19 protein-coding genes and 4 pseudogenes are annotated in these 21,951 nt (G+C 57.0%); 10 read left to right on the top strand and 13 right to left on the bottom strand.

What is annotated here, in order from left to right; all coding sequences use genetic code 11:
- The first annotated feature begins 152 nt into the window (after nt 1-152).
- The 7 genes and pseudogenes from rpmH (at nt 153) to AC0L7U_RS14430 (ending at nt 6,194) form a co-directional block, all read left to right on the top strand.
- Entirely contained in the window at nt 153-287 is a 135-nt protein-coding gene (gene rpmH, locus AC0L7U_RS14460) for a 50S ribosomal protein L34 (RefSeq protein ID WP_473691669.1), read from the top strand.
- A 65-nt stretch (nt 288-352) separates the two neighbouring features.
- Nucleotides 353-760: a ribonuclease P protein component gene (rnpA, locus tag AC0L7U_RS14455; protein WP_473691667.1), complete on the top strand. Its 408-nt coding sequence runs from the start codon at nt 353-355 to the stop codon at nt 758-760.
- 6 nt (nt 761-766) lie between these two features.
- Nucleotides 767-2,609 (top strand): annotated as a pseudogene (gene yidC / locus AC0L7U_RS14450) (membrane protein insertase YidC).
- 158 nt (nt 2,610-2,767) lie between these two features.
- Nucleotides 2,768-3,415: a ribosome biogenesis GTP-binding protein YihA/YsxC gene (gene yihA / locus AC0L7U_RS14445; RefSeq protein WP_473691666.1), complete on the top strand. Its 648-nt coding sequence runs from the start codon at nt 2,768-2,770 to the stop codon at nt 3,413-3,415.
- Between the two features lie 82 nt (nt 3,416-3,497).
- Entirely contained in the window at nt 3,498-4,382 is an 885-nt protein-coding gene (argB, locus tag AC0L7U_RS14440) for an acetylglutamate kinase (RefSeq protein ID WP_473691664.1), read from the top strand.
- Between the two features lie 13 nt (nt 4,383-4,395).
- Nucleotides 4,396-5,145, top strand: coding sequence for a pyrimidine 5'-nucleotidase (locus AC0L7U_RS14435; protein ID WP_473691662.1), 750 nt, complete (start codon nt 4,396-4,398; stop codon nt 5,143-5,145).
- A gap of 128 nt (nt 5,146-5,273) precedes the next feature.
- On the top strand, nt 5,274-6,194 hold the full coding sequence (locus tag AC0L7U_RS14430) for a LysR substrate-binding domain-containing protein (protein WP_473691660.1): 921 nt from the start codon (nt 5,274-5,276) through the stop codon (nt 6,192-6,194).
- Here the strand turns inward: AC0L7U_RS14430 and AC0L7U_RS14425 are convergent.
- Nucleotides 6,175-7,077 carry an EamA family transporter gene (locus AC0L7U_RS14425; RefSeq protein ID WP_473691658.1) on the bottom strand — a complete coding sequence of 301 codons (903 nt, stop codon included), beginning with the start codon at nt 7,075-7,077 and terminating at the stop codon, nt 6,175-6,177. The genes AC0L7U_RS14430 and AC0L7U_RS14425 overlap by 20 nt on opposite strands.
- Before the next feature lie 292 nt (nt 7,078-7,369).
- Between AC0L7U_RS14425 and dapD the strand changes: the two are divergent.
- Nucleotides 7,370-8,219, top strand: a pseudogene (gene dapD / locus AC0L7U_RS14420) (2,3,4,5-tetrahydropyridine-2,6-dicarboxylate N-succinyltransferase).
- Nucleotides 8,220-8,314: 95 nt separating this feature from the next.
- Here the strand turns inward: dapD and AC0L7U_RS14415 are convergent.
- The 6 genes and pseudogenes from AC0L7U_RS14415 to def all read right to left on the bottom strand — a co-directional run bounded on the left by AC0L7U_RS14415 (nt 8,315) and on the right by def (nt 13,112).
- Nucleotides 8,315-8,911, bottom strand: a complete 597-nt coding sequence (locus AC0L7U_RS14415; RefSeq protein WP_473691656.1) for a hypothetical protein — start codon at nt 8,909-8,911, stop codon at nt 8,315-8,317.
- Nucleotides 8,912-8,917: 6 nt separating this feature from the next.
- Nucleotides 8,918-10,097: pseudogene (gene dapE, locus AC0L7U_RS14410) on the bottom strand (succinyl-diaminopimelate desuccinylase).
- Nucleotides 10,098-10,157: 60 nt separating this feature from the next.
- On the bottom strand, nt 10,158-10,592 hold the full coding sequence (locus tag AC0L7U_RS14405) for a DUF805 domain-containing protein (RefSeq protein WP_473691654.1): 435 nt from the start codon (nt 10,590-10,592) through the stop codon (nt 10,158-10,160).
- A gap of 118 nt (nt 10,593-10,710) precedes the next feature.
- Nucleotides 10,711-11,517, bottom strand: a complete 807-nt coding sequence (gene truA / locus AC0L7U_RS14400) for a tRNA pseudouridine(38-40) synthase TruA (RefSeq protein ID WP_473691652.1) — start codon at nt 11,515-11,517, stop codon at nt 10,711-10,713.
- A gap of 54 nt (nt 11,518-11,571) precedes the next feature.
- Nucleotides 11,572-12,513, bottom strand: a complete 942-nt coding sequence (fmt, locus tag AC0L7U_RS14395) for a methionyl-tRNA formyltransferase (RefSeq protein WP_473691651.1) — start codon at nt 12,511-12,513, stop codon at nt 11,572-11,574.
- 86 nt (nt 12,514-12,599) lie between these two features.
- Nucleotides 12,600-13,112, bottom strand: coding sequence for a peptide deformylase (def, locus tag AC0L7U_RS14390; RefSeq protein WP_473691649.1), 513 nt, complete (start codon nt 13,110-13,112; stop codon nt 12,600-12,602).
- A 213-nt stretch (nt 13,113-13,325) separates the two neighbouring features.
- On the opposite strand from def, the gene AC0L7U_RS14385 reads away from it, so the two are divergent.
- Nucleotides 13,326-14,504 carry a DNA recombination protein RmuC gene (locus AC0L7U_RS14385; RefSeq protein WP_473691648.1) on the top strand — a complete coding sequence of 393 codons (1,179 nt, stop codon included), beginning with the start codon at nt 13,326-13,328 and terminating at the stop codon, nt 14,502-14,504.
- A gap of 47 nt (nt 14,505-14,551) precedes the next feature.
- Here the strand turns inward: AC0L7U_RS14385 and AC0L7U_RS14380 are convergent, their stop codons facing one another.
- From AC0L7U_RS14380 to AC0L7U_RS14370, 3 genes are all read right to left on the bottom strand, one after another.
- The gene (locus AC0L7U_RS14380; RefSeq protein WP_473691646.1) at nt 14,552-15,427 is read right to left on the bottom strand and encodes a C40 family peptidase; all 876 of its coding nucleotides are present in this window, start codon (nt 15,425-15,427) and stop codon (nt 14,552-14,554) included.
- Nucleotides 15,428-15,492: 65 nt separating this feature from the next.
- Nucleotides 15,493-15,843: a MarR family transcriptional regulator gene (locus AC0L7U_RS14375; protein ID WP_473691644.1), complete on the bottom strand. Its 351-nt coding sequence runs from the start codon at nt 15,841-15,843 to the stop codon at nt 15,493-15,495.
- A 61-nt stretch (nt 15,844-15,904) separates the two neighbouring features.
- Nucleotides 15,905-17,293, bottom strand: coding sequence for a leucyl aminopeptidase family protein (locus AC0L7U_RS14370; protein ID WP_473691642.1), 1,389 nt, complete (start codon nt 17,291-17,293; stop codon nt 15,905-15,907).
- 236 nt (nt 17,294-17,529) lie between these two features.
- On the opposite strand from AC0L7U_RS14370, the gene AC0L7U_RS14365 reads away from it, so the two are divergent.
- Nucleotides 17,530-18,321 (top strand): tetratricopeptide repeat protein, encoded by a 792-nt coding sequence (locus tag AC0L7U_RS14365; RefSeq protein ID WP_473691640.1) that lies wholly within the window; start codon nt 17,530-17,532, stop codon nt 18,319-18,321.
- 96 nt (nt 18,322-18,417) lie between these two features.
- Here AC0L7U_RS14365 and AC0L7U_RS14360 read toward each other — a convergent pair.
- From AC0L7U_RS14360 to AC0L7U_RS14350, 3 genes and pseudogenes are all read right to left on the bottom strand, one after another.
- Nucleotides 18,418-19,396 (bottom strand): annotated as a pseudogene (locus AC0L7U_RS14360) (type II secretion system F family protein).
- A gap of 13 nt (nt 19,397-19,409) precedes the next feature.
- On the bottom strand, nt 19,410-20,429 hold the full coding sequence (locus AC0L7U_RS14355; RefSeq protein ID WP_473691639.1) for a type II secretion system F family protein: 1,020 nt from the start codon (nt 20,427-20,429) through the stop codon (nt 19,410-19,412).
- Nucleotides 20,430-20,444: 15 nt separating this feature from the next.
- Nucleotides 20,445-21,932 (bottom strand): CpaF family protein, encoded by a 1,488-nt coding sequence (locus AC0L7U_RS14350; protein WP_473691637.1) that lies wholly within the window; start codon nt 21,930-21,932, stop codon nt 20,445-20,447.
- Nucleotides 21,933-21,951: the final 19 nt, after the last annotated feature.

Raw genomic sequence — 21,951 nt, 5'->3', positions numbered from 1 at the left:
ACTCAACGCTGCGACCTTCGTATAAGCGCGCACGACTGAGATTTGCATCCTGGTCGCACGACTTGTTGCGTGCAAGTTGCGAGCGATTTGAGTGGATGCTCAATCCTTGACATTTATAAAATGAGGGCCGCGCTCACGCGCGGATTTGAACAATGAAGCGTACGTATCAACCGAGCCGTCTTGTCCGCAAGCGCCGTCACGGCTTCCGCACGCGCATGGCGACGAAGAATGGCCGTCTCGTTCTGGCCCGTCGCCGCGCCAAGGGTCGCAAGCGTCTGAGTGCCTGATAAGGCCGACGCATGCGGCGTGAACTGACATGGCTATTCCTGACATTCAAATTGCGCCGCAACCAATGAAAACACTTAAAAAGCGCTCCGAGTTCCTAGCGGTCGCCAAAGGCGGTCGTGTGGGTCGGCGCGCTTTTGTGCTTCAAGGGCTGAAACGCGATACGGATCTGCCGCCACGAGTTGGCTATACGGTGACGAAGAAAACCGGCAACTCAGTCGTCAGAAGCAGAATCAAACGACGGCTCCGCTCTGCGGTGGCAGCTCTCGACCATCAGGACATACCTGACATGGCCGACTTTGTGCTGATTGGCCGTGAAGACGCATTGCGCGTGCCGTTCGAGGTGCTTGTATCGGATCTGAAATCGGGTCTGCCACTTGCATTGAATCCCAAATCCCCCCAGCTTCGCAACAAGACGCGTAGGGGCCAATCCAAGGCTGCTTCAGGCAAGGGACCTTCGACTAGACAGGGGTAAAACCAGTTGTTCTCCGAAAACCGCAACACAATCATAGCAGTGGTGCTTTCATTGGCCGTTCTGCTTGGCTGGCAATACTTCGTTGCCAGCCCGCATATGGAACGCCAGCAAGCACAACAGCAGGCCCAGTCTGCGAAGCAGAACAACTCGACAACGTCTGATCAGACCGCAAGTTCCGCCCCGACGCCCGACAACGCAGGATCGTCCAGCGCCAGCACATCCGCAACACCGGATGTTGGTGCGGCCGTGCTCTAGCAAAACGGCTCAGATGAGCAGGGAGGCTGCTCTCGCCTCCAGTCAGCGCGTCTCGATCAAATCGCCAAAGGTGAGTGGCTCAATCAATCTGACAGGCGCCCGCCTCGATGATCTGCGCCTCAACGATTATCATGAGACAGTCGACAAGAGCAGCCCGACCATTGTCCTGTTGTCGCCACGCCAAACCGCTCACCCCTATTACGCCGAATACGGCTGGGTGCCGAACAGCGGTTCCAAGACAAAGCTGCTAGGACCGAACACTGTCTGGTCTGTCGATGGAAGCAGCGAGCTGACACCTTCCACCCCGGTTACACTGACCTATGACAATGGCGAAGGCCTGATCTTCAAGCGCACTTTCAAGCTTGATGACGACTACATGTTCACCGTCGACCAGTCGGTTCAGAACACCACCGGCAAACCGGTGACACTGTTCCCGTATGGTCTTGTCGTGCGCAAGGGCGCTCCTGATCACAAGAGCTATTACCTGCTTCATGAAGGCATGATCGGCGTCATGGGCGACGACGGCCTGAAAGAAATCAAATACTCGACGCTGAAGGACGATGGCGCAGACCTGCCCAAGCAGATCAATCAAGGTTGGCTCGGCATCACCGACAAGTATTGGGCGACAGCGCTTGTCCCGAAACCCGGTGACGACTTCAAGCCGAGCTTCACCTATTCCGCCAAGACCGACAACTATCAGGCCGACTATCTGGGCAAGGCAATGACCATTGCTCCGGATGCGACAGCACAGAAAAGCTCTTATCTTTTTGCCGGCGCCAAAGTCACCCGTGTCCTGGACGGCTATGAAGACAAGCTCGGCATCAAGAATTTCGAATTGATGATCGACTGGGGCTGGTTCTACTTCCTGACCAAGCCGATGTTCCATCTCATCGACTTCCTGTACCATCTCGTCGGAAACTTCGGCATCGCCATTCTGCTGGTGACGATCACGATCAAGGCGATTTTCTTCCCGCTGGCCAACAAGTCCTATGTCTCCATGAGCAAGATGAAGCTTGTGCAGCCGCAGATGACGGAAATTCGCGAGCGCTACAAGGACGATCGACAGAAGCAGCAGCAAGCGCTGATGGAGCTGTACAAGAAGGAAAAGATCAATCCTCTGGCAGGCTGTTTGCCGGTCGTGGTGCAGATCCCGGTCTTCTTCTCACTCTACAAGGTGCTGTTCATCACCATCGAAATGCGGCATGCGCCGTTCTTCGGCTGGATTCGCGATCTCTCGGCACCTGATCCGACCACAGTGTTCAATTTGTTCGGCCTGATCCCCTGGACGCCGCCGCACGCATTGATGATCGGCGTCTGGCCGTTGATCATGGGGTGCACCATGTTCGTACAGATGAAGATGAACCCTGCCCCGGCCGACAAGGCACAGCAGATGATCTTCACCTGGATGCCCATCGTCTTCACCTTCATGCTGGCGTCATTCCCAGCCGGGCTGGTGATCTACTGGGTCTGGAACAACACGCTGTCCGTTACCCAGCAGTACATCATCATGCGCCGTCAGGGCGTGAAGATCGAACTGTGGGACAATCTCAGCTTCCTTATGCCGAAAAAGAAGAAAACAGACGACAAGAGCTGATCTGCACACAGCAGACAACGATCACGAGGGGCCCTTTTGCGAGGGCCCCTTTTTTGTGTTTACCTGTGCGAGAAAAGCTCCTGCCAGAAGCATGGGTAAAGGCAGAAAGCCGCACAATCCCACTCGACGCCCGTCCGTTTGCCAGCTAGAAGAACGCCATGAGTGAAGATGATATTTTCTCCGAAGACCAGCTTGAGGCCGGGCGACTGCTGTTCGCCAAGCCCTGGGACTTCATGACCAGCGTCACGGACATGGCTGACCTGCCGCAGATCGGCGGCACTGAAATTGCGTTTGCCGGCCGCTCCAACGTTGGCAAATCCAGTCTGATCAACGCCCTCACGGGGCGCAAGGGCATGGCCCGCACGTCCAGCACACCGGGCCGAACCCAGATGCTGAACTTCTTTGCTGCCGAAACCAGCCCGCTGACCATTGTCGATATGCCGGGCTACGGCTATGCGCAAGCGCCCAAGCAGCTTGTCGACGCATGGACCGCACTGGTTTTTGCATACCTGCGCGGTAGACCGACTTTACGCCGTGTCTTCCTACTGATCGACAGCCGCCATGGCATCAAAGCCAATGACCTGGAAGCCATGAAGCTTCTGGACAAGGCAGCGGTGATCTATCAGGTTGTGCTGACCAAGAGCGACAAGATCAAGCCCGGCCAGTTGGGCCGCCTGATCGAAGAAACAGAACAGCAGCTTGTCAAGCGCCCTGCCGCCTTTCCGCGCCTGATCGCAACATCGAGCGAAAAGGGTAAGGGACTGGATGAACTGAAGGCCGAAATCCATCAGTTGCTCCTGAGCTGATCCATCAGTCGTTTGTGATAGCGGCGTAAATCCGCTATCACTGCCCTCCATCTTTCAGCCGAAACAACCTGACAGACGCGCCATGACCAGCAACACGATTACCGACGCCCATACCATTGCACAGGCTCTGCCCTACATGCAGCGATATGACGACCGCACCGTTGTGGTGAAATACGGTGGTCACGCCATGGGAGACCCTGAGCTGGGCCGCGCCTTCGCCCGTGACATCACGCTGCTGCGCCAGTCGGGCGTGCATCCGGTGGTGGTCCATGGCGGTGGACCTCAGATCGGCAAGATGCTGGAGCGTCTTGGTATTGTCAGTGAATTCCGGGCAGGCCTGCGTGTCACCGACAAGGCAACCGTTGAAGTGGTGGAAATGGTGCTGGCTGGCTCTATCAACAAGGAGATCGTCCAGACGATCAATGCCGAGGGCGGTCGCGCCATCGGCTTATGCGGCAAGGACGGCAACATGGTGATTGCCGAAAAGCTGCGCCGAACCATCGTTGACCCGGATTCGCATATCGAAAGCCTCATTGATCTCGGCTTCGTTGGAGAACCGCGCGAAGTGAACCCGGCCGTGCTGGAGCTCGTCCTCAAAGAAGAGATCATCCCCGTTGTCGCACCGGTTGCCCCGGGACGTGATGGCGACACCTACAACATCAATGCCGACACATTTGCCGGTGCGATTGCAGGATCCCTGAATGCCAAGCGACTGCTTTTCCTCACGGATGTTCCCGGCGTTCTTGATAAACACGGGAACCTAATGAAGAAGCTGACGGTTGATCATGCGAAAGCACTCATTTCGGATGGCACCATTTCCGGCGGCATGATCCCCAAGGTTGAGACCTGTATCGAGGCCATCCAGCGTGGCGTCGAGGGGGTTGTCATTTTGAACGGCAAGGTTCCGCATTGCGTTCTGCTGGAACTGTTCACCGATCGGGGTGCCGGAACACTGATCGTACCTTAAGGCGTATTGGACAATGACATTGGACAAGGATGTGACACACGAGGGCACGCAGGCTCACCATCAGGATCTGCGCGTCTTTAAAGGCGTTGAAGCTTGGGTCTTCGATCTCGACAATACGCTTTATCCTGCCAATGAGGCTCTGTTTCCGCAGATCAATGAACAGATTGGCCACTATGTTGCCAATCTGCTGGATTTGCCGCTCGACGAAGCACAACGCCTTCAAAAAGGCTACTATCATAAATATGGCACCACCTTGCGGGGGCTGATGGAAGAACATTCCGTCGACCCGGAAGATTATTTGCGCCATGTCCATGACATCGACTATTCGACACTGGTACCGAACCCCGCGCTGGGCAGTGCTATTCAGGCCTTGCCTGGACGCAAGTTCATCTTCACCAACGGTGACCGCCCCCACGCCGAACGTACGGCGTCAGCCCTCGGCATCACCGATCATTTCGATGACATCTTCGACATTCTTGCTGCCGACCTGACGCCCAAGCCCAACCGCGAAACCTATGATCGTTTCATGCAGGCCACCGGGGTTTCACCCGTCCGGGCTGCCATGTTTGAAGACCTTCAGAAAAACCTCGATGTCCCCCGCACGCTCGGAATGCGCACCGTCTTGATTGTGCCACCGCGTGAGCGCGATCTGTTTCAAGGGTCATGGGACCTGGAAGCGCGCGACGACAGCCCGGTCGATTTCGTCACGGACGATCTGGCGAGCTTTCTCAAGGTCGTTGGAGCTTCCCTCTCCAGTTTCTGAGCACGGACCGACAGCCGTCGTGTTAACCAGCCAGACAGATAGCAGGCCATACACGGTTGCCACGCTGGCATTCATCCGAAAGCTCTTGTATTCTCTTGAGCTAAACTCAACCGTTTGCGGATGACCCAATGGCTTCTTTGCGTGCTCTCCATGCCTTCTCTCTGCTGGCACGCTATGGCCGTGCGTCACAGGCGGCCGCAGAACTTGGTGTGTCGCCGTCTGCGCTGTCGCATCTGATGCGCAAACTGGAAAGCGAATTGGGCGCGCAGCTTGTGCTGCGCGATGGCCGTGGACTGACGCTGACGGAAGAAGGTCAAAAGCTGGCCCTTGGCATTGGCGACGCCTTCAGCCGCATTGACGAAGCCGTTGACGGCTTCAAGCGGCGCGGTCGCACCGAACTGCGCATCAGCACAGTGTCCACCTTTGCAACCCGCTGGCTCATTCCTCGCCTGCCGTTGTTTCAAACCGCACAATCCGACGTCGAGATCTTGCTGTCTGCCTCAACGCGGGTCATTGACCTGGAGCGGGAAAACTACGATTGCACGATCCGGCTGGGCGAAGGAAATTGGCAAGGCAGCGAAAACCATCTGTTGTGGCGCGAACACCTGGCTGTTGCCGTCGCTCCGCGTTTGTTGCCTGCTGCAGACACGCCCCCCACAGCAAAAACACTTTCCGGTCTGCGCTTGTTACACAGTTCCAGTCGCCGCCATGACTGGGCCAAATGGCTGGATCACATGGGGTTGCCGCATCCGGAGACGATCTCTGGCACTCTGGTGGAAAGCCGTGACTTTGCCATTCAGGCGGCAATCGCCGGAATGGGCGCCATCGTCATTGATCGCCGTTTCGTGGAGCGAGAAGTCGAGGCGGGGCATCTGGTCCTGCCCGATTGGCCGGTTCTTGAACTGGACACGGGGTATTGGTTCGTTCGGTCACCCAATCGCCCCCTGTCACGACCCGTGTCGGCCTTTCGGGCGTGGCTGCAGGAGGCAGCACTTGCAGCGCCTGCAACCACCGCAACGGATGAGCCAACTATCCCAGGATCAGAATAAACGCGCTTGTCAGGATCAACACACAGCCGAGCACATCTTTCAGCCGAATGGTCTCCTTGAAGATGAACCACGAGGAGGCAAAGGTGAAGATCAGCTCGACCTGCGCCAAAGCCCGGACATAGGCCACGTGTTGTAGCGTCATGGCTGTGAACCAGCCGATAGAGCCACCAACACCCGCAACGCCTACCCAAACCGCTGTGCGCCAGTGCCTAAACGACAAACGCAATTGTCGCGGATCTTTCCAGAGCATCCAGGCGACCATGAGAACTGTCTGAAACACTGTCACGCAAGCCAATGAGAACCCTGCCTGCATCGGCACACCCGTGCCTTGCAGTGTCAGGGAGGCATCCCGGTACATAATCGACGACAGGCCGAAGAAAAAGGCAGCGGCAAGACCAATCAGTGCGGGTTTACTCGCTGGGGCTGCGGGCACCGTATCAGCTGAAGGGTCACTCTTCTTGAGTGAAATGGCAATGACCCCAAGCAACCCGATGAAGATGGCGAAGGCGCCGGCAAGACTGATGCCATCACCGAGGATAACAAATCCCAGAACAACCGCGATGACCGGTTCCGTTTTGGTGTAGAGTGTTCCGACAACAAAGCTGCGCAGGGAAAACAGATAGACGAACAAGAACGTCGCCGTGATCTGGAAAAGTCCACCCAGAGCAGCCTTGAGCAGAAAGCCTGCCCCAATATGCGGGAAAGGTTCATCGGCCAGAACATGCAAGGCCAAAACATACAAGATGGCGAAGGGAAACCCATATCCAAACCGCACGAAGGTCGCCCCAGTGGTGCCGAGTACGCCTTTCAGATTCTTTTGCAAGGCAGAGCGAATATTCTGGCTGAAAGCCGCGCAAATGGTGATGATTGCCCAGGCCGGCATAGTGGTATCTTCTCTCGCTCGGAAAGCATGACACGTCGCCGCTTTGCGACGACCTCACCCCTTTCCTGTTTCCCTATCGTCCTTGAATGCCATGTTTTCACGCCCAGGAAAGCTTAGATTATCTCAAGTTTCCTTGAGACAGACGGCCTGTGCACCTCGCTTTCGGGCCCCGTTTGCCTGTACTGTGAGTGTGTTCCGCAGTGCCCGAACCTGCGAGAACTTGACAGGAGCGCAAAGGCGCTATTAGGTCCGCTCGACCGTTTGAAACTCTGCACTGGAGATGTGCCTTCCCATGACGACCGATCTTGTCAAACTTGCCGCAACTATCGACGCAGCCTTCGACGACCGAGCGAATATCTCGACCGCGACAACCGGTGATGTCCGCGATGCCGTTGAAAAGACCCTTCTGCTGCTGGACAGCGGCGAACTGCGCGTTGCCGAGAAAACCGACAAGGACTGGGTCGTCAACCAGTGGGCCAAGAAAGCCGTGCTCCTGTCGTTCCGCCTGAACGACATGGATGTGATCTCTGGCGGGCCGAATGGCGCAACCTGGTGGGACAAGGTGCCGTCGAAATTCGAAGGCTGGGGCGCAGAGCAGTTTGGCGCTGCCGGTTTCCGTGCCGTGCCGAATTGCACCGTGCGTCGCTCCGCCTTTATCGGCAAAAGCGTTGTCCTGATGCCGTCTTTCGTCAACCTCGGCGCCTATGTTGACGAAGGCTCAATGGTCGACACCTGGGCCACCGTCGGCTCCTGTGCGCAGATCGGCAAGAATGTGCATCTGTCCGGCGGCGTTGGCATCGGCGGTGTTCTCGAACCCTTGCAGGCTGGCCCTGTGATCATCGAAGACAACTGCTTCATTGGCGCACGGTCGGAAGTCGTGGAAGGCGTGATCGTTCGGGAAGGCTCCGTGCTTTCCATGGGGGTCTTCATTAGCGCCTCGACCAAGATTATCGACCGCAACACCGGTGAAGTGTTCATTGGCGAAGTGCCAGCCTACTCCGTCGTGGTGCCGGGCAACCTGCCGAGGCAAGCCGCTGCCCGATGGCACACCCGGCCCAAGCCTTTATTGCGCAGTCATCGTCAAGCGCGTCGATGCGCAGACCCGCTCCAAAACATCCGTCAACGATCTGCTGCGCGACTAAGCCCACCGCCGCAGACCAGAAACACAAAAGCCCGCCATCTCGGCGGGCTTTTTTAGTGGATCAAGCGTTGGGCTAGGGTGTGGACTCAAAGCCCTCTAGAAGCTCCAGAAACGACCGATCAGTTCGCCCAGAAAAAGCGACAAGAGAATATCCAGCGCCACAACGCCAATGGTTTGCGTCATGTTGGCCTGCAACGCGATACGGGTGACCGTGAACCGCGCCCACAGCAGACCCAACATGATGACGAGCGAAAACAGCACCAATATCGACGCATTCAGCACTCCAATCAGATACAGCAAGGCCACGAATGTGTGCGGCACAGCCAACAGGCAACTGGCCCAATTGCGGGCAACAATGAAGCGAGGATAGGTCCCCTCAACGCCCAATGGCCCGGCGATCGCCGCCAGCACAAGCGGCAGACTGATCCAGTCGACCAAAAAGCTGAGGATCTGCACCAGCCAGAACCCGCCAGCAGCAAGAGACTCAACGGACGCTCCGGCCTCGTCGATCAGCAACTTGCGCTCCGAGAGGGTGGAGATGAAAAACAACGGCAGCAGCAGCAGAATGACGCGAAACGAGCGCCAAAACCCTTCGACCGAAACGTCGAAAGCCGCCATGCCACCGGCATCCCCGAGAAACAGCCGCCAGACACCTTTTACGTTGCGACTGATCTCATCAGCGGACAAGAGCATGTCCGTCTATGCCTCCACACCAGCAAAATAAACATCGAGAAACTGTCGATAGACTTTTTCAAGCGTTTCAAGATCCGTCAACGGCGTACACTCATCAACCTTGTGCATTGTCTGGCCAACAAGGCCAAATTCAACAACCGGACAATAGGATTTGATGAAACGGGCATCCGATGTGCCTCCCCCAGTCGACAATTCGGGGTGCCGACCCGCAACAGTTTCAACCGCGTCGGTCAGCGTGTTGATCAGAGCCTCATCCTTCGTCAGGAAGGATTCACTGCCTTCCCGACGAAGCGTCAGAGACCAGTCGGCGCCGTCCGGAGCCGCGGCCTGCAAAGTTTCTTCGACCTTGGCTGTCAGTGTCTCAAGCGTCCACTCATCGTTGAATCGGATATTGAAACGGGCCTCGGCCTGAGCCGGAATGACATTGTAGGACGGATTGGCCACATCAAAGGTGACGACTTCCAGATTGGTTGGTTGAAAACGCTCGTTGCCACGGTCGAATTCGACAGCATCCAGCGCCTGCATCATCTGCATCAGCGGCGGCACCGGATTGGCAGCCAGATGCGGATAGGCGACATGACCTTGTGTGCCTTTGACACTGACAATGCCGGATAGAGACCCGCGTCGCCCAATCTTGATGGCTTCGCCCATCAGGTTCGGGTTAGTCGGCTCCCCCAGAATGCAGGCATCGAAGTAATGGCCCTGCTGTTCGGCCCAGGCAAGCAGCTTCGGCGTGCCATTGATGGCAGGGCCTTCTTCATCTCCCGTGATCAGGAAAGAGATTGTACCGCCGAAATCACGTCCGTGCTGCTCAACGAAGGTCAGCGCAGCAGCGACAGAGGCGGCAACGCCACCCTTCATATCGACCGCGCCGCGACCGTAAAGCATTTCGCCCTTGATTTCACCATCGAACGGGCCGCTCGACTAAGGCAGCTTCGTCGCCAGCAGGCACCACATCGGTATGTCCGGCAAAGACGAAATGTGGTCGTCCCTCTCCGATCGTTGCAAAGAAATTCGCAACGTCCGGCGTATCGTCGTCACTGAATGTCACCCGGTCCACGGTGAAACCTGCCGCGCCAAGAACACGCTCCAGATAGGCATGGGCGCCGCCTTCTTCCGGTGTCACCGACGGACAACGGATCAGATCACGGGTAATCTCGACGACGGGGGACATTGTATCAGACATGAAACACTCAGAACGTTGGCAGCAGATGGTATGAACGGGTGAGGATGATCGACGGACGGATCAAACCTTCCCGCGAAAATAGCTGTTGGCGACAGGCCCGTAGCGGTTGGCTGTCTTAACGCCCGGCATCAGGCCGACAATCAGCACGACAATCAGGTTCAACACCGGCACGAAGATCAGCAGCGCGAAGAAACCGCTCAAATTCAGGTCCTGAAACCGTTTGATGACCAGCGCCAACTCAAACCATTGCAACAAAAGGAAGAGCAGCGGAAACAGCGGATTGGAGGACATGAACTGGCCAAGGTTGAACGTCATTGATTGCAGCTTGTCCGGATCAAGCGAGTTGACCCACATATTCGCGGCTAACCCGATGACAACCCAGCTCAAGACGAAACCCAGCCAGTAAACCTGACGCGAGACACGCCCGAACGGACTGAAGAACAGCCATCCCAGACCCGGATTGAAATTGGCCGGTGCGTTTTCGTATTGAGACATGTATTTCCCGTTTGCTGACCCGGTTCCTGGAACAGGGCCGCCGCGCGTTTTGGATATTACAAAAGGTCGTAGCCCGAACGCCTCGTCCCTGCAAGCATGGCAGCCCTCAAACCGTCGATCACGCTTTCGTAGATCTGGACCGCTTGTCGCCCCAGATCGCAAATTCTTCGAGATCAAGTTCTTTCGGACGATAATCCACGCGTGTCAGATACAGGCCATCAGAGGGGGCAACAGGGCCGCACGCCTTGCGGTCCAGCGCTTCCAGCGCTCGTGTCACATCCCCCGGACCCCATTTGCCTTCGCCGACAAGACGCAGGGTGCCAACCATCGAGCGCACCTGATTGTGCAGGAACGAGCGTGACGAACACTCCGCGATGACAAACTCGCCCTCGCGCCGCACGGAGAATTGCTCCAGCGTCTTAACCGGGCTTTTCGCCTGACAGCGTGTATGACGGAACGTCGTGAAGTCGTGATGGCCGACGAACTCTTGAGCAGCCGCATTCATGGCTTCGGCATCAAGCTCCGGTTTGACGTGCCAGGCCAGACCACGGTGGTGGGTGAGCGGCGGCACACGGTTGTGGATCCGATAGCAATAAGCCCGACGAATGGCCGAGAAGCGCGCATCAAACCCGTCGTGCATTTCCTCGCAGTCGAGGATCACAATCGGTTCAGGCAGACAATGATGATTGAGGGCGCCGATGATGGTGCGCACCGGCCAGCTTTTGCTCAAGTCAAGATGCGCGACCTGCCCGGTCGCATGGACACCTGTGTCAGTACGCCCTGCACCACCAATCGGCACATCCTCGCCTGAGAATAACTTCACCGCCCGCTCAAGGACAGCCTGAACCGAAGGCGCGTTTTCCTGACGCTGCCAGCCACTGAAAGGGCGGCCGTCATATTCAACCGTCAGCTTGTATCTTGGCATGCGATGCCCTGTTCACGCTGGACCGACAGACCCCCGAGAGGGCGTCGGCGCCTGTCACTTCAGGCGCTGGCCAATTTCTAATTTGGTGCCGCGAATGAATTCTTCGCCAGTGACCGTTTTCTTGCCTGCCCGCTGCACCTGCGTCAGTCGCACCGCACCCTCAGTGCAGGCAATCACTGGCCCATTGCCATCAAGCGAGACAATCGTTCCCGGCTCCCCGTTCCCCTCAGCGCTTGCACTGCGGATCACCTTGAGGCGTTCTGTCTTGTCGCCTTGTGCCATTTCACACCAGGCACCGGGAAACGGTGACAGACCGCGAATATGATTGTGCACGACATGCGCCGGCTGGGTCCAGTCAATACGGGTCTCGTCCTTGGAAAGCTTGCGGGCGTAGGTCGCGCCGTCCTCGGGCTGCGTAACCTGCGTCAAAGCCCCCCGCGACAAGGCGGCCAAAGCGCGTGCCATCAGATCTCCGCCCAGCGCGGACAGACGATCATGCAGCTCTCCAGCCGTCATGGTATTCCCAATGGGCAGTGTTTCCGACATGCAGACAGGCCCGGTATCAAGGCCCTCTTCCATGCGCATCACCTGAATTCCGGTTTCCGCATCCCCAGCCATGATGGCCCGGTTGATGGGCGCCGCCCCACGCCAGCGCGGCAACAGGCTGGCATGCAGATTGAGGCAACCTTCCTGTGGGGCATCGAGCACGGCCTTGGGCAACAACAGGCCATAGGCGACGACAACCGCGACGTCTGCATCCAGTGCCTCGAACGTTGCTTGCTCTTCCACGCTCTTGAGCGACTGCGGTGTAAAGACGGGAATACCGAAGGATTCTGCCGCTTCATGCACCGGTGATTTCTTCAGATCCATTCCACGACCAGCGGGACGCGGTGGCTGGGTGTAGCAGGCAATCACGTCGTGTCCCTGCCCGACGATTTCCATCAGGGTGGGCACGGAAAATTGCGGCGTTCCCATGAAGACGATGCGAAGAGACATAACGCTTCCAGACTTTCAGCGAATTTCAAAAGGCAATGGGTTCTGGTCGCGTCACCGACAGACCACATTGAACGACAGGAGCGGCGTCAGCCGTTCTGTTTTGCCAGCTTGTTGAACTTTCTCATCACCCGGTCACGCTTGAGACGCGACAGGTAATCAATGAACAGTCGTCCATTCAGATGGTCCAGCTCGTGCTGAATGCAAGTGGCCATCAGGCCGTCGGCGTCCATCTGCTGTTCGTCGCCATCCCGGTCGATGTAGTTGACCTTGATTTGCGCCGGACGCTCAACATCTGCATAAAACTCAGGGATTGACAGGCAGCCTTCCTGATACACCGACAGCTCTTCACTGGACCAGATGATTTCCGGATTGATGAAGACCAACGGTTCCTTTTCATCTTCATCCTTGGAAACATCCAGAACGAACATGCGTTTGAGAATGCCGATCTGGCTGGCAGCAAGACCGATACCCGGCGCCGCATACATGGTTTCAAGCATGTCGTCTGCCAGAGTACGAATGTCGCCGTTGACTTCTGTGATCGGCTCACACATTTCCCGCAAGACGGCGTCGGGAATGATATTGATGTCGCGTATTGTCATGACATCCACATAGGCAAGACCGACTTTCCGGTCAACGAAAATCCCTGACAAATCGATCAGAAAAGGCCGTAAAGCCCCAGTTCCAACCCTCCTGTCAACTCGACGGCAATGCCAGCCTTATCTATCACAATGCAACACACGAGTGCGGGACTTAGCTGGGAAGAGGCGCAAGTGTTACGCCCACATCAACCCGAATCGTTCTATGTTTGTTTCATGCAACACGTTGTCTTTTATCTGGGCTCGCGGCCCGTCACCCTGCTTGAAGCCTCGCTGGCTGCGGCCGGACTTGTTCTGCTTCTCATTCTCTGGCTGGTCTACAGCGCGAAAAGCCAGATCAGCCGCAACCTTGGCCCCGATACAGAATCGGCAGAACGGATTCGGGAATTGGAAAGCCATCTCGGGCTTGTGCTGAAAGCCCAGAACGAGATCACCGGCCGCATGCAGACCATGGCCGAGGTTTTCGGTTCACGGCAGTCGGATATGATGCGATCAGTCAATGACCGACTAGACGGCATGGGACACAAGCTGGGCGTGTCCATGGCCAACACCAGCAAACAGACCAATGACGGCTTACGGCAATTGCACGAGCGCATGGCCGTGATTGACCGGGCGCAACGCACGATCACCGACCTCTCGACACAAGTGGTGGAATTGCAATCAATCCTGAGTAACAAGCAGACCCGTGGCGCCTTCGGGCAGGGTCGCATGGAAGCGATCATTCAGGATCAGCTCTCACCGTCGGCTTACAGCTTTCAGGCAACGCTTTCGAACCGCTCGCGGCCGGATTGTCTGGTGCATATGCCCAATGGTGCGCCCGCCCTTGCCATCGATGCCAAGTTTCCGCTGGAAGCCTACAACATGCTCAAGGCCGCGAAATCCGACGAGCAATACAAGCAGGCACAAGCGCAGTTGCGCCGCGACTTCGGCAAGCACATTCAGGACATCAGCGAAAAATATCTCATCCCCGGCGAAACTCAGGACACAGCTTTCCTGTTCGTGCCGTCGGAAAGCATCTTTGCCGAACTCAATGAAAGCTTCGAGGACCTGATCCAGAAGGCACACCGGGCGCGGGTGGTCATCGTCTCACCAACCCTGCTGATGTTGTCGATCCAAGTCATTCAGGCGGTTCTGCGAGACACACGGATGCGCGAACAAGCCCATCTCATTCAGGCTGAGGTCGGACATATTCTTAATGATGTCGGTCGACTGACCGACCGTGTCGGCAAGCTGCAATCGCATTTTGCTCAGGCCAACAAGGACATCGATCAGATTGCGGTGTCGGCCGACAAGATCAACCGTCGTGGCACACGCATTGGCGAATTGGATCTCGGTGGTCCAAATGAGACCACGGACACATCGAAGATGACGCAGGTGGACGCACTGATCCCATAGGGCTGGCTTCGACTATCGCGCGCCCTGTGAAACGCGGTTGGCGTATCTCAGAAACTGTCCGGCAAGCGTCGGAATGAGGTTACTTCGCCCCATTCCTTTTGCGCAATGCGGGCAACGGCGGCGTCCAGGGGCTCAACAAACGTCGTCATGGAATAACCGTTGGCGTGAAGAAAACGGTTTTCGCCAAGTGCGATGCCAACATGCCCTTTCCAGAACACCAGATCTCCACGCACCAGGTCAGCCAGGTCTACGCCGTCCAGCGGCTCTCCGGCCTTGTCTTCCTGCATGTCCGCATCGCGTGGCACCCTGTAACCGCCAGCGGCAGCCGCAACCTGCACCAACCCGGAACAATCCAGACCCAGACTGGTCTTGCCCCCCCACAGATAGGGCGAGCCGACAAATTGCTCGGCCACCGCCACCCAATCCGGATCAACATAAGTTTTCGGCACGAGATGCTTGGCGACCATCGCCGAGCCATCTTCCAGAAGCGCATACTCAAGACCACGGGTTTCTGCCATTCCGACGACCCGTACTTCTGACCCTAAAGACACGAGACCGACTGGTGGAAACCGCAAGTCCGGACCGGGGTATCGATAAGATCGCAGCGCCTGAACACGATGTGTCGTTTCGACAGGTGTCGCCAGAGTGCTGGCGGGCAACCAGCCGACATAACCATCCCGTTCAAGCTGGCCCCAGGCCCAGCCATCTGCAGTGTCTTCGAAAATTGTCACGCGTTCGCCGAACAAGACCTGCGTATCAATAGACTGGCTCGCGTCAGGCACGGGATGCAGGTCAGCAAAATCAGCCACAACCTGCCTGACCTCGCCCGACACATAGCGCTCGGCAGCATAGCGTCCCTCATAGGACGCAGCAGCGAGATCGGGTCTCGCAGGATGCAAACGACGGTCCAGATGTTCAGACATGACAAAACTCTTCAATCAAAGGTTGGTTTGCGGCAGTGATGACATAGCACTGGCCTGCGCATGGGTCAGCGCGGCAGCGCCGCCGCCTTGTCAATCACCAGATCTCCGAGCCTGTCGAGAAAGAGAGCTCCCTCGACGGTTCGGGAAATGATCACATTGCGGCGATCCGCCTCGTCGCGGCGGCGCGACAGCAGACGCATGGCGCCCAGCGTATCCAGCGCACGGGTGATTGCCGGTTTCGTGACGTCCAATTTCGAAGCCAGTCCCCGCACCGTATGGGGCGGTGGCTCAAGATAGACCGTCAGCAAAATCGTCAGTTGGCGCGCGGACAAGTCCGGCTGTTCACCGCGCACCAACTCAAGATTGACATCATGCATCAATTTCAGCGCCTGGGAGGCGCGTATTTCAACCGCCATAAGGCGTGCCCCACTTCCTCGAATAGTGCGGCCATTGAGGCATAAATTTGTTTCGGAGGCGTTATTTTTTTACGCCATATTGCGTACGGATTACCTCAAAGAGCGCCCGAATGGCTTGCGCTTCGCCGCCATAGGTCTTTCCGGGCTTGTCTGCTGGCGTCCAGCCAAAGATGTCGAAATGCGCCCAAGTGTTGGCGTTCTCGACAAAACGGGACAGGAACAGCGCAGCGGTGACAGATCCGGCCATGCCTGCTCCAGACGTGTTGATGTGACTGATATCAGCCACCTTGCTGTCGAGATATTTCATGTAGGGCCGATAAAGCGGCATCCGCCAAAGAGGATCGGCGCTCGCCTCGCTGGCCAGCGCCAGATCATCGGCAAAAGCCTCATCATCGGTATAAAACGGGGGCACATCCGGCCCCAACGCCACGCGGGCGGCGCCAGTCAATGTCGCCATGTCAACAATCAGATCCGTCTGCTCCTCATCAGCCAGCGCAAGAGCATCGCCCAACACAAGGCGGCCTTCGGCATCCGTATTGCCAATTTCGACACTCAATCCCTTGCGGCTCGGCAGAATATCGCTCGGGCGGAAGGCGGACCCATCAATGGAGTTCTCGACGCAAGGAACGATCACCCGCAACCGCACCGGCAATCCAGCATCCATGATCATGGATGCAAGACCCAGAACATTGGCTGCGCCACCCATATCTTTTTTCATCAGCAGCATGGAACTTGGCGGTTTGATGTCGAGACCGCCCGTGTCGAAAATGACGCCCTTGCCCACCAGCGTGATCTTTGGATGGTCTGCATTGCCCCAAGTGAAGTCAGCCAGCCGCGGCGCCCGGCTGCTGGCCCGGCCGACGGCATGCACCATGGGAAAATTTTCAGAAAGCAGATCATCGCCAACGATGATCCGGCCGTTGCCATCATGCTTATCAAACAGCGCCTTGACCGCATTCGCCAGCTCTTCCGGCCCCAGATCATTCGCCGGAATATTGATCAGATCGCGTGCGAGTTGCACACCGTCCAGCAGGATAATCAGATCTGCGAGATCAAAGTCGTCCGGCACAGCCAGTTTCGGCAGATCCCTGGACGACGCCTTGTAGGTGGTGAAGCGATAGGACGACAGGGCAAACCCGAGAACCGCCTGCTCCGGGCCGGGAAAGCCATCTGCGAGATGATAGGTCCCACCAGGCAATGACCCAACCAAAGCGCCAAGTGCAAAAGGATCGGTTGTGTCATCACAACCAAACAGCACCGCAGGCGTTCCACCCGTCGTTTCAGGCAGTACAATATGGCTCTGCGCATCGCCCTTGAAGCCGTTGAACGCAACCCAATCTGCGGCGGGTTTGCCAAGGGATGCGACAACCTCACCAAGTATCTCGGGGGTGACGGCATGGATGGCGATTGTGCTTTTGGCCTCACTCAGGCGGACAATGGTCTCTCGCACGGTATACTCCTGACGATTTTCAACGCGGATGTCGTACGCACGGCAGCCACGGCCCGGCACGACAGGTTGCCTTAAGAGGTAAGCTTTTCCGCAAGGGATGACAACTGGCTGCAACGCATTGTCGGCCTTCGCAATTTGCGAGGTTTAAGGGTGCGTTAAGCATAACAATTTATGAAGGATAATCAGATCAAGAGCCGAACGCTCACGCATAACCTTCAGAATGAGGGACCGCCCGAATGTCTTTCGTATCCTTTTCAAGACTTGCCACCCGACTGAAGGGCTGGCCGAGGGTCGCCCTGCTTTCCAGCGCTGCTCTGCTTGCAGGCTGTGCGACCAACACGACAACAGGTTCTATCCCCAACTCCTCTGCACAAATGCACCAGAGTGCGACGCCACCTGCGGCCGGAACCCCTGAAGCCCGGCAATTGGTCGCCAAATGGGAACGCGCTTACGGCAAGGACCCCAAGAACCCGAAAATCGTGCTGGGCTATGCGCATGTGCTCAAGGACAATGAGCAGAACCAGCAGGCAAAGGCCGTACTGCGCAATGGCGTTCTGGCGTTTCCGAAGAACCACGAGATCGCTGCGGCCTATGGCAAGATTCTAGCGGTGAACGGCAACTTCGAGGAAGCGCTGAACGTCATCGAACGGGCTCAGACACCGCAAATGCCGGACCCCATGTTGCTCTCGGCAGAAGGCGCGATCAACGATCAGACCGGCAATTCGGAGCGCGCCCAGATGCTTTACAAGCAGGCGCTGCAAATCCAGCCGAACGATCCCGACATTCTGAACAATCTTGGTCTGTCCTATCTGCTTTCCAACAAGCTTTCGCTGGCCGAACAAACCCTTCGCAAGGCCGTGGCTCTGCCCGGCGCCGATCCACGGGTGCGGCAGAATCTGGCGCTCGTTCTAGGCCTCCAGGGACGCTACAAGGAAGCAAAGCAAGTCGCCAGCGCCGATCTGGATCCGCAGCAGGCGCAACGAAATGTCGCCTACCTACAGCAGATGTTGGGTCACCAGAAAGGCTGAAGCCTTGGCACGGCCCCGCTGATTTGATCACAGAAAAGGCCCTGCGCGTGCGGGGCCTTTTTTTATTTTAGGGTGTAAATGCTTATGGATTTCTCGTCACTTGAACGCTGCGGTCACTTGCATGACGGCGGGTCCAAGGATAACGAAGAACAATACCGGCAGGAAAAACACAATCATTGGCACCGTCAATTTTGGCGGCAATGACATGGCTTTCTTTTCAGCTTCCTGCATACGCTGATCACGCGTGTCGTTAGACATGACGCGGATAGCCTGCCCGACCGGCGTTCCGTAACGCTCGGCCTGAACCAATGCCATCATCACATTCTTAACGCCGTCCACACCGGTGCGCTCGCTCATGTTTTCATAAGCCTTGCGGCGCTCGCCCAGATAAGACAGCTCGGCGTTGGTAAGAGTCAGCTCCTCAGCCAGAGGAATGGACTGGCTGCCAATTTCTTCTGCAACACGCCCGAAAGCCGCCTCGATGGACATGCCGGATTCCACACAAATCAGCATCAGATCCAATGCATCCGGCCAGTGCCCGACGGATCGACAGCTGACGCTTCTTGATCGCGTTCTGCAAATAGACGTTGGGGCCAAAAACTCCGAGGATGCCGAAACAGATACACCCGCTGAGTTTGGTGATCCCGGGAAGCGTTGGCGGCAACACCAGAAAGGCGTAGAGCAAGGCAACCGTCATCAGCACGACCGGCACGATCAAACGCGCCAGCAGAAAAGTGTAAAGTGCCCCGCCGCCGCGGAAACCAGCCATCTTCAGCTTGGTACGCGTACCGTCATCCGACAGCCGCTCAATCAAATTCAATCGATCAACGATATTCTTGACGTTGGCTTTAGGCTGATGGCGCAGCGTTGCACGGGGCGCCGCCTTTTCACGAGCCATGCGTTCGCGCTCACGGGCGCGGATCTTGTTGCGCTCGACAGCAACGGTTTTCATGCGGCTCTTGAGTTTGTCCTGGCTCAACATCGGCCAGACCAACGAGACCAGAGTTCCCACAACGGCCACGGCGGCCAACATTCCAGCCAGTGTCTGTGTGTTCAAGAAAGCGGAGGGATCCATTCGCGTTTCCTCCCTAGAAATCGAAGTTGATCATTTGGCGCATCACCATGATGCCACAGAACATCCAGAACAGACCGCCCGCAATAATCAGGTTCCCGGTCGTCGTCGTAAACAGCACGCTGATGTAATCGGGAGCGATAAAGGCGATCAGGCTGGTCACAACAAACGGCAGAGATCCGATGATGCCGGCAGAGGATTTGGCCTCGGAACTGAGCGCCGAGATCTTGCGCTTGAGTGCCTTGCGGCCACGCAGAACGTTTGAGAGGTTGGCGAGTGCTTCGGCCAGACCACCACCAGACTTTTGCTGAATAGCAATAACAATGGCGAAGAAGTTGGCCTCCGGCAAAGGCACACGCCGCGGCAAACGCCCCACCGCCTCAGCCAGCGAAATTCCAAGCACCTGGGCCTCGACCAGCTTGGCAAACTCGCCGGCAACCGGCTGGCTCGCTTCCTTGGCCACCACCTGTATGCATTCGCCCAACGGAAGACCCGCTTTAACCCCACGCACGATGATATCGACCGCATTCGGCAACTCATCGAGGAACTTGTTGAAACGGCGCTTGCGCTTGAAATTGACATACCAGCGCGGCAGCCCAAGGCCTCCAACGAAGCCGAATGCCAGCGAAATCGGCAGGCTCTTGACGAAGATCAGCCCGGCTAGAAAGAACACAACCGCGCAGATGATCGAGAAATAGATGAAGCCCTTCATCCCCCACGTCATCCCGGCCTGTTCCATACGGACCTCCAGCGGGACAGAATTGAGCTTGGCTTGCTTCTTCTTCTGGCGCTCTTCAAAATCCTTGAGCTGATCCTGGACGGAGCGTTTGCGTCGCTCTCCATCGCGGATCTGGCGGCGCTTCTCGATCGACTGAGGGCGCACAGCCATGGTCTGCATGCGCTCGTCTCGACGCTTGGCGCCAGACAGTCGCGGTTGAAACAACGCGTAAATTGCCCCGCCAATACACAACGTGACCAGAAAGGCCACGGCAATGGCCGTCACAGTGGGGCTCATAAACGATTGAAGTGCATTCATGCGACCAGCTACTCACTAAACTGAAACATCTGAGGCATCCAATGCCTCAGCCAGACGACCTTCTTCACCAAAGTAGCGCGCACGCTCCCAGAACTTCGGTCGCCCGATACCCGTCGACCGGTGCTGACCCAAGATGCGACCATCCGCATCCTCGCCCAGAATATCGTAAAGAAAGATGTCCTGCGTGGTGATCACGTCGCCTTCCATGCCGACAATTTCTGTCACATGGGTAATTCGGCGTGATCCATCACGCAGACGCGCCGCCTGCACGACAACGTCAATCGACGATACGATCATCTCACGCAAGGTGCGGGAGGGAAGCGAAAAACCGCCCATCGTGATCATCGATTCCAGGCGAGACAGGGCTTCGCGTGGAGAGTTGGCATGCAACGTGCCCATGGAGCCATCGTGACCTGTGTTCATGGCCTGAAGCAAATCAAAGGCCTCAGGTCCACGCACTTCGCCGACGATGATCCGCTCTGGTCGCATACGCAGACAGTTTTTCACCAGATCGCGCATGGTGATCTCACCTTCGCCTTCTAGGTTCGGCGGGCGGGTTTCAAGGCGCACAACGTGGGGCTGCTGCAATTGCAATTCCGCAGAATCTTCGCAGGTGATGATGCGTTCAGTCGAATCGATATAAGCGGTCAGACAATTCAGCAGGGTCGTCTTACCAGACCCCGTACCGCCGGAAATCAGGACATTACAGCGAGATCTGCCAATGATTTGCAGGATCGTGCCGCCTTCCGGTGTGATCGTGCCATAGCGCACAAGCTGGTCCAGCGTCAGCTTGTCTTTCTTGAACTTACGAATGGTCAGTGCCGGGCCGTCGATGGCCAAAGGCGGCGCGATCACGTTGACACGAGATCCATCCGGCAAGCGCGCATCACAGATCGGACTGGCATCATCAACACGTCGTCCAACCTGACTCACAATGCGCTGACAAATGTTCATCAACTGCGCATTGTCACGGAATTGAATGCCCGTCTGCTCCATGCGGCCCGCAGTTTCGATATAGATCGTGCCAGCCCCGTTGACCATGATATCGGCAATATCGTCGCGCGCCAGAAGCGGCTCCAATGGGCCATATCCCAAAACGTCGTTACAAATGTCATCGAGCATGTATTCCTGCTCGGAAATCGACATGACAACATTTTTGAGAGAGATGATGTCGTTGACGACATCCCGAATTTCATCGCGAGCTTCATCCGGATCCAGACGACTGAGCTGCGACAGATCAATCGCCTCGACAAGAGCGCTGAAAATCTGGCTTTTCGTGTCGTAATAAGCGTCGTCTCGACGGTTCTTCTGGGGTTCCTGATGTGCCGCGACAGGGGCCTCCTTGACCCGCTCGGCGGGCTGAGGCGCAGGAGTTGCCGGGTCAACGAGCTTTTGGGCGGCATTGCCCGCGTCTGCTGGAACGTGCGAAGGCTCGCGCGGCGCAGGAGCGCCTGCGGCCTCGGCCCCTGGTCCATTCGTTGATGTGCCTCGTCTTCCGAACATGTCGTCGAAATACTCCGTA

Source organism: Roseibium sp. 10G30-5, from assembly GCF_055809635.1.
This window is presented reverse-complemented; position numbering and strand designations above follow the sequence as displayed.

Coding starts and splice junctions, on each gene's coding strand:
- rpmH (WP_473691669.1), top strand. CDS start 153: ATGAAGCGTACGTATCAACCGAGCCGTCTTGTCCGCAAGCGCCGTCAC.
- rnpA (WP_473691667.1), top strand. CDS start 353: ATGAAAACACTTAAAAAGCGCTCCGAGTTCCTAGCGGTCGCCAAAGGC.
- yihA (WP_473691666.1), top strand. CDS start 2,768: ATGAGTGAAGATGATATTTTCTCCGAAGACCAGCTTGAGGCCGGGCGA.
- argB (WP_473691664.1), top strand. CDS start 3,498: ATGACCAGCAACACGATTACCGACGCCCATACCATTGCACAGGCTCTG.
- AC0L7U_RS14435 (WP_473691662.1), top strand. CDS start 4,396: ATGACATTGGACAAGGATGTGACACACGAGGGCACGCAGGCTCACCAT.
- AC0L7U_RS14430 (WP_473691660.1), top strand. CDS start 5,274: ATGGCTTCTTTGCGTGCTCTCCATGCCTTCTCTCTGCTGGCACGCTAT.
- AC0L7U_RS14425 (WP_473691658.1), bottom strand. CDS start 7,077: ATGCCGGCCTGGGCAATCATCACCATTTGCGCGGCTTTCAGCCAGAAT.
- AC0L7U_RS14415 (WP_473691656.1), bottom strand. CDS start 8,911: ATGCTCTTGTCCGCTGATGAGATCAGTCGCAACGTAAAAGGTGTCTGG.
- AC0L7U_RS14405 (WP_473691654.1), bottom strand. CDS start 10,592: ATGTCTCAATACGAAAACGCACCGGCCAATTTCAATCCGGGTCTGGGA.
- truA (WP_473691652.1), bottom strand. CDS start 11,517: ATGCCAAGATACAAGCTGACGGTTGAATATGACGGCCGCCCTTTCAGT.
- fmt (WP_473691651.1), bottom strand. CDS start 12,513: ATGTCTCTTCGCATCGTCTTCATGGGAACGCCGCAATTTTCCGTGCCC.
- def (WP_473691649.1), bottom strand. CDS start 13,112: ATGACAATACGCGACATCAATATCATTCCCGACGCCGTCTTGCGGGAA.
- AC0L7U_RS14385 (WP_473691648.1), top strand. CDS start 13,326: ATGCAACACGTTGTCTTTTATCTGGGCTCGCGGCCCGTCACCCTGCTT.
- AC0L7U_RS14380 (WP_473691646.1), bottom strand. CDS start 15,427: ATGTCTGAACATCTGGACCGTCGTTTGCATCCTGCGAGACCCGATCTC.
- AC0L7U_RS14375 (WP_473691644.1), bottom strand. CDS start 15,843: ATGGCGGTTGAAATACGCGCCTCCCAGGCGCTGAAATTGATGCATGAT.
- AC0L7U_RS14365 (WP_473691640.1), top strand. CDS start 17,530: ATGTCTTTCGTATCCTTTTCAAGACTTGCCACCCGACTGAAGGGCTGG.
- AC0L7U_RS14355 (WP_473691639.1), bottom strand. CDS start 20,429: ATGAATGCACTTCAATCGTTTATGAGCCCCACTGTGACGGCCATTGCC.
- AC0L7U_RS14350 (WP_473691637.1), bottom strand. CDS start 21,932: ATGTTCGGAAGACGAGGCACATCAACGAATGGACCAGGGGCCGAGGCC.